11 protein-coding genes are annotated in these 11,826 nt (G+C 53.7%); all 11 read right to left on the minus strand.

Annotated features, from left to right (window positions below):
- Window positions 1–3: 3 nt before the first annotated feature.
- The 11 genes from H8S44_RS09625 to H8S44_RS09675 all read right to left on the minus strand — a co-directional run bounded on the left by H8S44_RS09625 (window position 4) and on the right by H8S44_RS09675 (window position 11,767).
- Entirely contained in the window at window positions 4–2,202 is a 2,199-nt protein-coding gene (locus H8S44_RS09625; protein WP_186873478.1) for a U32 family peptidase, read from the minus strand.
- A gap of 60 nt (window positions 2,203–2,262) precedes the next feature.
- Window positions 2,263–2,763, minus strand: coding sequence for a cell division protein ZapA (gene zapA, locus H8S44_RS09630; protein WP_186873479.1), 501 nt, complete (start codon window positions 2,761–2,763; stop codon window positions 2,263–2,265).
- A 27-nt stretch (window positions 2,764–2,790) separates the two neighbouring features.
- Window positions 2,791–3,807, minus strand: coding sequence for a Holliday junction branch migration DNA helicase RuvB (gene ruvB, locus H8S44_RS09635; protein WP_186873480.1), 1,017 nt, complete (start codon window positions 3,805–3,807; stop codon window positions 2,791–2,793).
- A 12-nt stretch (window positions 3,808–3,819) separates the two neighbouring features.
- Entirely contained in the window at window positions 3,820–4,443 is a 624-nt protein-coding gene (gene ruvA, locus H8S44_RS09640) for a Holliday junction branch migration protein RuvA (protein WP_186873481.1), read from the minus strand.
- A gap of 33 nt (window positions 4,444–4,476) precedes the next feature.
- Window positions 4,477–5,424 carry an RnfABCDGE type electron transport complex subunit D gene (locus H8S44_RS09645; protein WP_186873482.1) on the minus strand — a complete coding sequence of 316 codons (948 nt, stop codon included), beginning with the start codon at window positions 5,422–5,424 and terminating at the stop codon, window positions 4,477–4,479.
- 12 nt (window positions 5,425–5,436) lie between these two features.
- Window positions 5,437–6,747 carry an electron transport complex subunit RsxC gene (gene rsxC / locus H8S44_RS09650; protein ID WP_186873483.1) on the minus strand — a complete coding sequence of 437 codons (1,311 nt, stop codon included), beginning with the start codon at window positions 6,745–6,747 and terminating at the stop codon, window positions 5,437–5,439.
- A gap of 35 nt (window positions 6,748–6,782) precedes the next feature.
- On the minus strand, window positions 6,783–7,706 hold the full coding sequence (locus tag H8S44_RS09655) for a putative ABC transporter permease (protein WP_186873484.1): 924 nt from the start codon (window positions 7,704–7,706) through the stop codon (window positions 6,783–6,785).
- A gap of 134 nt (window positions 7,707–7,840) precedes the next feature.
- A complete protein-coding gene (rpsA, locus tag H8S44_RS09660) occupies window positions 7,841–8,959 on the minus strand; it encodes a 30S ribosomal protein S1 (RefSeq protein ID WP_186873485.1) in 1,119 nt (372 codons plus the stop codon).
- Window positions 8,940–9,791 (minus strand): 4-hydroxy-3-methylbut-2-enyl diphosphate reductase, encoded by an 852-nt coding sequence (ispH, locus tag H8S44_RS09665; protein WP_186873486.1) that lies wholly within the window; start codon window positions 9,789–9,791, stop codon window positions 8,940–8,942. The genes rpsA and ispH overlap by 20 nt, the downstream gene beginning before the upstream one ends.
- 62 nt (window positions 9,792–9,853) lie before the next feature.
- Entirely contained in the window at window positions 9,854–10,510 is a 657-nt protein-coding gene (cmk, locus tag H8S44_RS09670) for a (d)CMP kinase (protein WP_186873487.1), read from the minus strand.
- Window positions 10,511–10,540: 30 nt separating this feature from the next.
- On the minus strand, window positions 10,541–11,767 hold the full coding sequence (locus H8S44_RS09675; protein ID WP_186873488.1) for a BaiN/RdsA family NAD(P)/FAD-dependent oxidoreductase: 1,227 nt from the start codon (window positions 11,765–11,767) through the stop codon (window positions 10,541–10,543).
- Window positions 11,768–11,826 lie beyond the last annotated feature (59 nt).

Consider the following 11,826-nt stretch of genomic DNA (forward strand, 5'->3'; position numbering starts at 1 on the left):
TACTTACTGAACTCCCCGTTTCAGATGGCCCTTCGTGTAGCTTTCTTCCGTCTTATCCGGCTTTTCTCCCTTACAAAATACCCGGATATACCGTTCCAGCACCCGCCTTGTTTCTTTTCTGTCCTCCCAGGTAAAGCACAGACGTAAAACCGCCGGAGCCAGCCGTTTTATCTCATTTCCACTGTTCAGAAGGGACAGAGGTTCGCTATTGTAAATCACGTTATAGCAGTAACGACAGTAGTTTACTGCCGGAAATTCCTTTTTATACCGATCTGTCAGCATACGCTTTCCTTCCTTCCGATCACAGCCCTCCACGGTCTTGTGAAGGCAGCCCGCCGTGATCATCAGGGGCAGATAGCCGTAAGCGATGAGCTCGCTTGCCCCGCAACCCCGCTCCTTCAGTTCCCGGTCGTTCAGCTCCAGCGGAAGGGTATCATGCTCTACGCCCTGCTCTCTCCAGAACCGGATGGCTTCCTGATTCCAGGCATATAAATTATGATCCGCAATCAGTGGAATCTCCCAGCCGCTCCCTTTCAGGAACTCCAGTTCCTCCAGATTCTTCAGAACCACGCCATCCAGACCTGCCCGCTGAATAAGAGACAGCTTCTCACGGAACAGCTTTGCCGCAGGAGTACGGAAGATGGCCGGCAGTACCAGCATACACTGCTTTCCCTTTTCATGACAGCTCTTCACATCCTCCGAGAGCTGCTCAAATTCCAACCGCTCACTGGTCAGATACACGGCCTGCACCTCCGGGTAATCCAACACCTCCGGCAACAGCTTCTGCTGCTCCAGCTGGACGACCAGCTTCATGCTGCCTGATTCTGACTCTTCCTTTTTACGGGGGCACAGTTCCCGTTCTGTCCGTTCAGACTGTTCAAGGCAGGCTTCCGTCAGCTTCTGCAAGGCCTCCCGGCGCATCCGGTTCAGCTGTCCCACCGGACAAAAGACCTCTCCGTCCATCTGAATTTCAAGCTTTCCAAAGCGGAAGGGCGTATCGCCCGTCTTATTCAGCTGTTTTCGAAAGTCCGCCTCGGTCATGGCCCGGCTCTGGGGCACCTGGCCCGGCTCCCCTTCCACGCTGCACTCCAGCCCCCGGAAGCTTACACTGAGGCTTGAGGGCTCCCTCGTGGAGATATGAAAACTTCCCCGGATTTCTTCCTTTTTATCCTGCTCCAGATACTCCTTTTTCAGACTCTCCAGCAGCTTTTCATAAGCCTGTTTTTCCTGAATGGCCTTCTTTCCCTTTTCCTCAAAATGACTGGGCCGGGTCAGGGACATGAGCTCCCGTCCGTTATGCACCTGATAATAGCCCCTGGAAAAACCTCCCCGGTTATAGAGGGCCCGAAGTTCCTGATAGTCAGCCGGATCCACCCGGTAACCGTCGCTACCCCGCTCCAGGATCTGATCCAGATACTTTCGGTATACCCGCACTACGCCCGCCGTATACTCCGGGCGTTTCATTCTCCCCTCGATCTTCAGGGAGCAGACGCCCGCTTCCAGGATCTCAGGCAAAAGCTCAATGGTACACATATCCCTGGGGCTTAAAAGATACGACTCCTTCGGACTGTTCAGAACCCTCCCCCGATCCTTTAACTGATAAGGAAGACGGCAGGGCTGGGCACACCGGCCACGGTTGCCGCTGCGGCCGCCCAGCATACTGCTGAACAGGCATTGCCCCGAATAGCAGTAACACAGGGCTCCATGGACAAAGCTTTCGATCTCGATATCCACCATTTCATGGATCCGGCGGATCTCCCCCAGGGAAAGCTCCCTGGCCGTTACCACCCGGGTGGCTCCCTGCTTCTTTAAAAGGGCCGCGCCCTCCGCGCCCAGAACGGTCATCTGGGTGCTGGCATGGATGTCCAGATCCGGAAAGTTCTCCCTGATATAGGAAAATACGCCCATATCCTGGACAATCACCGCGTCCAGGCCGCTCTCATAATAGGGCTTCAGATAGCTTCCCAGCTCCTCCATCTCACTGTCCTTCAACAGGGTATTCACAGTCAGATACAGATCGCAGCCGTGGAGATGGGCAAAGCGGATGGCCTCGCACATGCCCTTTTCATCCGCGTTTTCCGCATAGGCTCTGGCCCCGAATCTGCTTCCCCCCATATATACCGCGTCTGCTCCCGCGTTCACCGCAGCCCGCAGGCTCTCAAAGGAGCCGGCCGGAGCCAGCAGCTCTGTCTCATGTCTCATATGTTTCCGCCTTTCTGAAAACAAGAGACGCCGTGCCGTAATCCGTCTGGCGTCTCTTGTCTATTTCTGTGCCTGATTGGCACCGTTTGTATTTCCGTTTCCTGCATTTGTATTTCCCGCAGCCCCATTGCCTGCGTTCGCGTTCTGATTTGTATTCTGGCCGCCGTTCTGATTCTGACGGGCCTGCTTCTGCTGGCGCTGATGCTCCTGCCTGCGGGCCTGCTCCTTCTCCTTCTGCTCCTTTTGCAGATTCTCCAGAGCCAGACGGGCCTCGATGAGATCGTGACGCACACTGTAAAGCTCCCGCTCCTTCTTCTCCAGCTCCGCGGAAAGCTTGTCCGCCTGCCGCTTTGCCTTAAAGAACTCGTCAGCCAGATTCATATTCAGCATCAACTGCTTCTGATCCATGGTCTGCTTCCGGTAGCTGTCCATGTTCTGGAACTCTGTCATTTTATCATTGATGTAAACAGCGATCTGATGAAGGTATTCGGAGCTTTCATATCCGCTGATCTTGTATACTTTTCCGCCTATTACGACTTCCACCGCATTTTTCATAGCCATTTGCGTTCACGTCCTTTTTTCATATTACTATGAGTATACCACAGGTTCCCCTTTCGGCACAACTCCCAGATGATGATATCCCAATTCGGTCACCACCCGGCCTCTGGGGGTCCGGTTGATAAAACCCCGTTTGATAAGATAGGGCTCATACACATCCTCGATGGTACCTGCGTCCTCGCCGATGGCCGCCGCCAGGGTGTCCAATCCCACCGGGCCTCCGGTGAACTTTTCGATCATGGTATTTAGAATTCTGCGATCCGTCTGATCCAGGCCATATCGATCCACCTCCAGCAGATCCAACGCGAAATCTGCAATCTCCTTCGTGATCTTTCCGTCGTATTTAACCTGGGCGAAATCCCGCACCCGCTTCAGAAGCCGGTTGGCCAGACGGGGGGTTCCCCGGGAACGTCTCGCCAGCTCCATGGCTCCCGCAGGCTCGATCTCCACGCCCAGCACCTGGGCAGAACGCTCCACGATGGTCTGCAGTTCTTCCTCCGTATAGAACTCCAGATGATGCACTACACCAAACCGGTCCCGGAGGGGGGCCGTCAGAAGTCCCGCCCGGGTGGTGGCTCCAATGAGGGTGAAATGGGGCAAATCCAGTCGGATGGAACGGGCGGACGCGCCCTTTCCGATGACAATGTCGATGGCAAAGTCCTCCATGGCCGGATACAGCACCTCTTCTACCTGCCGGTTTAATCGGTGAATCTCATCCACAAAGAGTACATCTCCCTCGGACAGATTATTCAGAATCGCGGCGATCTCTCCCGGCTTTTCGATAGCAGGGCCGGAAGTTACCTTCATATGCACGCCCATCTCATTAGCAATGATGCCTGCCAGGGTAGTCTTTCCCAGTCCCGGAGGGCCGTAAAAGAGTACATGATCCAGAGATTCGCCTCTGCCCTTGGCCGCCTCGATATAAACCTTCAGATTCTCCTTGGCTTTTTCCTGTCCGATATATTCTTTCAGTGTCTGCGGACGGAGGCTGTAGTCTGTCCGGATATCCTCTTCCATTGCCTCCGTCGTTATGATACGTTTTCCCATTCTCTTCTTCTCCTAGAAGCTCATATACTTCAATGCTGCTTTCAGGATAGCTTCCACATTCATTCCTTCCGCAGCTTCCACCTTCCGCACTGCTTTCAGAGAATCTGCCGCAGAATATCCAAGGGCAGTCAATGCCTCCACTGCCTCATTTCTGGCATCCGTCAAATCGCTTGCCGGAGCTGTCTCTCTGGTTTGATTTCCCGCAAGCCGCGCTTCAAAGGCCTCCTCCAGGCTCAACTTATCCTTCAGCTCCAGAATCAGCTTCTGGGCTGTCTTATGTCCGATACCAGGCGCTTTGGCAATGGTCTTCGCGTCATCCGCCAGCACCGCAAACCGCAGATCATCCGCAGAGAGCGCCGTCAATACGCCCAGGGCGCCCTTGGGACCGATACCGCTGACGCCCAACAGCAGCTGGAACAGCTTTCGATCCTCCCTGGTAAAAAAACCATACAGCACAAAGGCGTCCTCCCGTACCTGAAGATAGGTGTACAGGCGTACTTCTTCCCCGGCAGGCGGCAACAGATCCAAATCCCGCCCGGAGAGCAGAATCTGATATCCGATACCTCCTGTCTCCAGAACCACCATGCTCTCCTCCGGTTCTACAAATGCCAGCGTCCCCCTGATATATGCTATCATACTGTCTCCTCCGCTTGTGTTTTCCGCCCCGGGCTACCGCCGCTTCTGGGACACCCGGACCATCTTGCGGTATCCGAAGGCCTTCGGAACCGTGAACTCTTCCAGGAAGGGCACCACCAGATTGGCAATCAGGACAGCGTAGATGACGCCTTCCTCCACCTTACAGAGCCGAAAGATTCCGGCCAGGATTCCGATCAGGACTCCATAAAGAATCTGGCCACCCGAGGTAATGGGGGAGGTCACCGTATCTGTAGCCATAAAAAAAGTCACTAGAAAAAAGCCGCCGCCCAGAATCTGGGTCGTAAAGAATAACTGATCCACGCCTCTTCCCGAAAAAAGAAACAGGGTCAGGGTAAAAGCTGCCGTAACCGCAGCCGGAATCCGCAGCCGAATCACACCTGCTCCCAACAGAATCAATGCGCCCACAAGAAGCATCAGCGCGGAAGCCGCTCCGATAGAGCCGTTTGTGCCGCCCCAGAGCATGGAAAAGGGATCCACGGTCTGTCCCTGCAGCAGCTGTCCAAGCAAGGTTTTCGCCCCGTAGGTGCCAAAGCTGTAGTCCTTCATATAGCCCGGAAAGGCCAGCATCAGAACCGCGCAGGCGGAAAGAGCCGGATTCAGACGGTTCTTTCCCAGTCCTCCGATGGGCATCTTAATCACTGCAATGGCGAAAACGCCACCCAGGAACCCCATCCACAGGGGCGCGCCCACCGGAAGCAGCAAGGCCAGCAGCATACCGGTCACCGCCGCGCTTCCGTCCGTTACCGCCAAAGGCCGGTCTGCAAAGGCTTCAAAGGTAAACTCCGTCAATACGCAGGTCACCAGACACACCACCATATGCAGCAGTGCCCGGAATCCGAAGTGAAAGGTGCCAAAAACTGCCGCTGGAAGCAGGGCCAGCAGCACCATACGCATCATGCCGGCCGTAGTCATCGTTCCCTTTACGTGGGGGAACATCCATCTGTATTTCTTCTCTTCCATTTCCGTTCCTTCCTATCGCTTTCCCTGGGTCAAAAGCTTCCGTCGCATGGTCTGAATGGATGGTGCCAGCATTCTTCTGGCCGGACACACAAAGCTGCAGCTCCCGCAGCCCAGGCACTCCATTCCGTTCATATCCCGGAACTCGTCCTGCCTGTCTGCCTCCGCAATATCTGCCAGCTTCGTGGGCAGAAGGCGGATGGGGCAGACTTCCACACAGGCTCCGCACCGGATACAGACCCCCGGCCGCTCCTGATAATTTTTACTCATACACAAGAAGCCTGTGGTGGTCTTCAGAACCGGAACCTGAAGAGTCGGAAGCTCCGTTCCACGCATGGGACCGCCCGAGAGAAACTTCTCCGGCTTCTTTCCGAAGCCCCCGGCCGCTTCCGGAAGCTCTTCAAATAAAGTACCGATGGGCACCAGAAGATTTTTCGGGTTCTTCAGAGCCTTTCCCGTGACAGTCAAAGCCCGCCTGGTCACCGGGCGGCCCAACACCAGGGCCTCGTAAATAGCATGCAGGGTCTCCACATTGAGAATGATGCAGCCTGCGTCCGCCGGCAGCTGCCCGCCGTGGATCTCTGCGCCCGTGCAGGCATAGATCAACATCCGCTCCGCTCCCTGGGGATACTTGGTCTCCAGCACACGCACTTCCATCCGGCTTTCACTGCCGCTGGCCAGCTGTATAGCGGTAATGGCGTCCCGCTTATTGTCCTCAATGGCAAAAACTCCGGTGGCCCGTTCAAAAAGGCTCAATACGATCCGAAGTCCTTCCACCAGCTCCTCCGTACTCTCCAGCATCCGACGGTAATCGCTGGTCATATAGGGTTCGCACTCTGTACCGTTCACAATCACATACCGGATCCGCTTGGCATTCCGGACGCCCAGCTTCACATGGGTGGGGAAACCTGCGCCGCCCATTCCCACGATACCGGCCTCCCGGATCTTCCGTAGCACTTCACCGGGCTCCAGAGTCTGCCAGGGAACCGGCTGTTCCACCGGCATCTGCTCGTAAAGGCCGTCGTTCTCCAGCACCACAGAAAGGAGCTCCCTGCCGGAAGCCGTCATCCGCGGCTCGATGGCGGTCACCGTACCAGAAACTGACGCATGGATCCGGGCTGAGATATCACCGCTGGCTTCCGCCAGAAGCTGTCCCTCCAGAACCCGCTCTCCTACTGCCACCACCGGTACTGCCGTTCCGCCAATATGCTGTCTTAAAGGATACACCAGCTCTCGACCCGGCCGGAATTTTTCCAGTGCCTTTTCTCTTGTAAATCGCTTTCTCTTATGCGGAAATACTCCGCCCTTAAAGGTCACATGTGCCATGACTTTTCACTCCGGTATCTTTTGATTTCTTTTTCTTACTTCTCATACTTCTTTGTTTTTCGTACCGCACGCTCTTTCAGCGCCTGTGCCCGGGACTTCATGTTCGGGTATGCGTTCATGGTACGTCTGGTAAATATATTCCCCATAGCTTTCAGCCGTTCAAGCCGCTTCTGCGCAATGCCGAACCGCTCAGCCAGTTCTGCTACCCGTTTCTCCTGACGTGCCTTAAATTCCTCGGGGGACTCGCCCGCAAAGGCCACCATGGCATCCACCCGTTCCTCAAGGCGTCGCTTCATCTCAGGCAGGTACTCGGGCAGCCGGTAATGGGCCAGGCGGCCTTTGAGCTCCTCCGTACTCTCGTACAGTCTGGTATTCTGAATGTATTCGTAGAGCTCGTCCCGAATCACATCCATATTCCGCAGCTTCTCGCCGATCTGCATGGCATTCATGAAGGACATTCCGAAATCTACCGCGTACAAAAGAGTCACAATCCGCACCAGCAGCACTCCGGTAGCCATGCTGTACAGACTCACGATCCCTTCTACAATGGGCTGGAATACATAGAACAAGATCACCGAAAAGACCCCCCATCCCAGAGATGCGCCCAGACAGATCCTGCCCTGAAAATTATACTTATTCTTGCTGTAATCCCACCAGCTCGTATGGAATATGGTTTCCATCAGAACCGCAGTCACATATTCCAGAATCGTAGGAACGACCACGCCGCCCAAGTATAAAATCAGGATGTTCCCCGAAATGGGTTTCAGAATTAGATATACAATCACAGCTCCAAAGCCATAAATCGTACACAGCGGGCCGGTGACGAAACCGCGGTTTACCAGTTTCTTTTCCTTCACCGAAACATAGCAGCTCTCCCAGAGCCAGCCCAGAAAACTGTAGATATAAAACCAGTTTATGATATGATAAAGGTCTTCTCCGGCAATCTGTACATTCCACATACTGTCTTTCTCCTTCTGTATGAAATCACGTTTGCCTCGCAGATCATTTTTGTCTGAACAAGGCGCGAGGACACGCACGCTCCAGTGCCTGTCCTCCCGTCAACTTATCCTTATGATAACGTTTTCTCTTCTGATTACTCAGCGTCAGCTGCAACTGCGTCGATATCTACGTCAGCCACATCCTCGTCTGCTGCCTGTGCCTCTCCGTTCTGCAGAGCCTTCATGCTCAGAGAAATCTTCTTGTCCTCGCCATTGAAGTCTACAACCTTTGCCTCGATCTCCTGGCCGATGCTCAGTACGTCGGACGGCTTCTCTACGTGCTCTCTGGAAATCTGAGATACGTGAAGCAGTGCGTCTACGCCCGGCTCCAGCTCTACGAATGCGCCAAAGTCAGTCATTCTTGCTACCTTACCGGTAACTACGTTTCCTACTGCATATTTGTCAGCAGCGTACAGCCACGGATTCTGATCCTCAAACTTCAGGCTCAGGGCGATCTTGGTATCGCGGATATCCTTGATCAGGACTGTCAGCTTCTCGCCTACCTTGAATACCTTCTTCGGGTTCTCTACACGTCCCCAGGACATCTCGGAGATGTGAAGCAGGCCGTCTGCTCCGCCCAGGTCTACGAATGCGCCAAAATCGGTTACATTCTTTACAACGCCCTCTACCACATCGCCCACATGGATGCGCTCGAAGAGCTCTTTCTGCTTCTCTGCCTTCTCAGCTACGATAAGCTGCTTACGGTTGCCGATGATGCGTCCGCGGCGCGGATTGAACTCGGTGATTACGAAGCTGATCTCCTGGCCGTCATACTTTGCCAGATTCTTCTCATAAGTATCGGATACCAGGCTGGCCGGGATAAATACTCTGGACTCATCTACGACTACGCTTAAGCCGCCGTCCAGTACCTGGGTAACTGTTGCGGTAAGAACTTCGCCATTCTCGAAAGCTTCCTTCAGACGCTTGCTGCCCTTCTCAGCAGCCAGACGCTTGTAGGTCAGGAGAACCTGTCCCTCGCCGTCGTTTACTTTCAGAACCTTTACTTCCATGGTGTCGCCCACATGAATCACGGTGGTCAGGTCTACCGGGCTGTTGCTGTACTCGTTCTTGGTCAGAATACCGTCGGATTTATAGCCTATGTTCAAGATGGCTTCATCTTCTTTGACATCAATCACAGTGCCTTCGACAACCTCTCCGTTTCTTATTGTTTTCAGTGAATCCTCAAGCATTTGTTCAAAACTTAATTCTGACATGTTTTTGAACCTCCTCAATAATTTTGTTTGGGGTCGAAGCCCCTGCTGTAATACCTACGCAACGGATGGACTGCGATGTCTTCAAATCCAAATCATCAAGTGACTGTATATAGTAAGTATTTTCACATTCTTTTTTACATATTTCAAATAGCTTTTGCGTGTTGGAGCTGTGGCGTCCTCCGATCACTATCATCGCATCTACATCGGATGCGATTTCACGGGCTTCCGCCTGCCGTTCCTCTGTTGCACTGCAAATCGTATTTAAAACAATTATATCATACCCCTTTTTTGAAATAATTTCAACTATATCTTCAAATTTATTGTAGTTAAATGTCGTCTGAGATACGATACACAGCTTTTCTCCCTCGGGCAAAGTAAAATTCTGGGCCTCTTCGACAGATTCCACCACATAGGAAACCTTTTCACACCAGCCCCGGATACCTTCCACCTCAGGATGCTTCGCGTTTCCCACAATCAGGATATGGCGCCCGTTCTGTTCCTCCCGCCGGGCGATTCGGTGAATCTTCTTCACAAAGGGGCAGGTGGCGTCCACCAGATTCACTCCCTGACGCTCCAGCAGGTCATAGACCTCTTTTCCTACGCCGTGAGCCCGGATAATGACCGTTCCTTCAGTCACCTTTTCCAGCTCTTCCCGGGAATTCAACACCTGTACGCCCTTTTCCTCCAAATCCCGGACCACCATCTCGTTATGGACAATGGGGCCGTAGGTATAGATTCTATCCTCTTTCTGTTCCAACTGCTCATAGACTGTATTCACTGCCCGCTGTACGCCGAAGCAGAATCCGGCTGTCTTCGCCAGCTTTACTTCCATTCTGTTTACCTCTTACTTTCTGACATGCCTTTCCAAATGGGCTTCTGATTTCAGGAGCTTATTCAGTGAATCAGATCGGTGATTGTCTGAATTACCTGGTCAATGGTCATATCTGAGGAATCCACATACACGGCATCCTCCGCCTGGCGGAGAGGTGCGAACTCCCGCTCCATATCCCGCTTGTCCCGCTCGATAATATCAGCCTCGATGGCTGCCAGATCGCATGCCTCGCCCTTTGCGGCCAGCTCGTCATAGCGGCGTTTTGCACGACAGGCGCTGGAGGCGGTCAGATAGACCTTCACATTGGCCTTGGGCAACACGTAGGTACCGATATCACGGCCGTCCATGACCACATTCTCCCGCTCAGCCAGGGCCCGCTGGAGCTCTACCAGCTTCAGGCGCACATCCTTATTCACGGAGGACGCGGAGGCCATATTACCTACCTCCTCAGTGCGGAGCAGTCCGGTCACGTTCTCGCCGTTCAGCAGCACCTGCTGTAAGCCCTCCTTGTATACAATGGTAATATCTGCGTCATGACTGGCCGCGCTGATCTTTTCCGGTTCAGCCGCGCTGATGCCCCGGCGCAGCAGATACAGGGCCATGGCCCGGTACATGGCCCCGGTGTCCACATAGATGTAGCCCATTTTCTTTGCCACTGCCTTGGCAATGGTGCTTTTTCCGGCTCCCGCCGGTCCGTCAATCGCTATCTGATAAGTCATAAGCTCCTCCTCGATTCTCAATGATACCGTTTATACCGCATTACCGGCTGCGTAGGCTGTGGACCAGGCAATCTGCAGATTGAAGCCGCCGGTCACCGCGTCCAGATCCAGTACCTCGCCGATAAAGTATAAGCCCTTTACATATTTCGACTCCATGGTGGAAGGATTGATCTCCTTCACTGCCACACCGCCCTTGGTGATAATGGCCTCTTTGTAATCCCGAAGACCTGTCACGGTCATGGGTAAGCTTTTGGTCAGTTTCACAAAGCCCTGCCGTTCTTCCCGGGAGATGTCGTGTACCTTTTTATCCGGCTCGATGTCGCCAAGGGCAATCATCACAGGCGTCAGCTTCGCCGGGAACAGGCTGCCAATCACATTTTTGAAGCTCTTGTTCTGATTTGCGTCAAACTCCCTTAAAATCCGCTGGTCAAGCTGTTCCTCCGAAAGGGCCGGTTTTAAGTCCAGCACTGCCCGAAGCTCCTGCTTGGCTGCCAGGGCTCCCACGTAGCTGCTGGCCGTCAGAACCAACGGTCCGGTGATCCCGAAATGGGTGAACATCATCTCTCCAAACTCCCGGGATACCTCTTTCTTTCCATTATAGATGCGAAGCTCCACATTTTTCAAAGAAAGCCCCTGCAGCTCTTTTACAAAGTCCTCCCGGATATTAAAGGGCGTCAGAGAGGGAATGCAGTCCGTCACCTTATGTCCCGCCTCTTTTGCGAAACGGTAGCCGTCACCGGTGGATCCAGTCACCGGATAGGAAAGGCCTCCGGTGGCTACCATAACTGCGTCGCCATCCACCCGGGTCTGATCCGCCAGGAGCAGGCCCTTTGCCTGTCCGTCTGTGATGAGCAGGTCTCTTACCTCTGTGTTCAAATGTACCTCCACGCCCGCACGCCGCATGCTGCGGCGCAGGGTATCCAGCACATCCGCCGATTTATCTGATAAAGGAAAGACACGGTCGCCCCGCTCAGTTTTGATTTTCAGCCCCTCGTCCTCGAAAAAGGCCATGGCATCCTGATTGGTAAAACCGTAAAAAGCGCTGTATAAAAACCGGCTGTTGGTCCGCACGCTGGCGAAAAGGGTGTCCATGTCGCAGGCGTTGGTCAGGTTACACCGCCCCTTGCCTGTGATGTAAAGCTTCTTGCCCAGTTTCTCATTTTTTTCGTATACGTGAACCTCATGGCCGTTCCGGGCCGCGAAAATGGAAGCCAGCATACCGGCTGCGCCGCCGCCCACGATTAAAACCTTACTCATCCGCAAACTCCTGTTATGATAATTTAAAAATAGAAATTTCCTATTATATAAAAAAGAAT

This window comes from Anaerosacchariphilus hominis (genome assembly GCF_014290175.1).
Lineage (GTDB): Bacteria > Bacillota > Clostridia > Lachnospirales > Lachnospiraceae > Laedolimicola > Laedolimicola hominis.

Bases quoted from the DNA above. Each gene is read 5' to 3' on its own strand.
- H8S44_RS09625 (WP_186873478.1), bottom strand. From the start codon at position 2,202: ATGAGACATGAGACAGAGCTGCTGGCTCCGGCCGGCTCCTTTGAGAGC.
- zapA (WP_186873479.1), bottom strand. From the start codon at position 2,763: ATGGCTATGAAAAATGCGGTGGAAGTCGTAATAGGCGGAAAAGTATAC.
- ruvB (WP_186873480.1), bottom strand. From the start codon at position 3,807: ATGGGAAAACGTATCATAACGACGGAGGCAATGGAAGAGGATATCCGG.
- ruvA (WP_186873481.1), bottom strand. From the start codon at position 4,443: ATGATAGCATATATCAGGGGGACGCTGGCATTTGTAGAACCGGAGGAG.
- H8S44_RS09645 (WP_186873482.1), bottom strand. From the start codon at position 5,424: ATGGAAGAGAAGAAATACAGATGGATGTTCCCCCACGTAAAGGGAACG.
- rsxC (WP_186873483.1), bottom strand. From the start codon at position 6,747: ATGGCACATGTGACCTTTAAGGGCGGAGTATTTCCGCATAAGAGAAAG.
- H8S44_RS09655 (WP_186873484.1), bottom strand. From the start codon at position 7,706: ATGTGGAATGTACAGATTGCCGGAGAAGACCTTTATCATATCATAAAC.
- rpsA (WP_186873485.1), bottom strand. From the start codon at position 8,959: ATGTCAGAATTAAGTTTTGAACAAATGCTTGAGGATTCACTGAAAACA.
- ispH (WP_186873486.1), bottom strand. From the start codon at position 9,791: ATGGAAGTAAAGCTGGCGAAGACAGCCGGATTCTGCTTCGGCGTACAG.
- cmk (WP_186873487.1), bottom strand. From the start codon at position 10,510: ATGACTTATCAGATAGCGATTGACGGACCGGCGGGAGCCGGAAAAAGC.
- H8S44_RS09675 (WP_186873488.1), bottom strand. From the start codon at position 11,767: ATGAGTAAGGTTTTAATCGTGGGCGGCGGCGCAGCCGGTATGCTGGCT.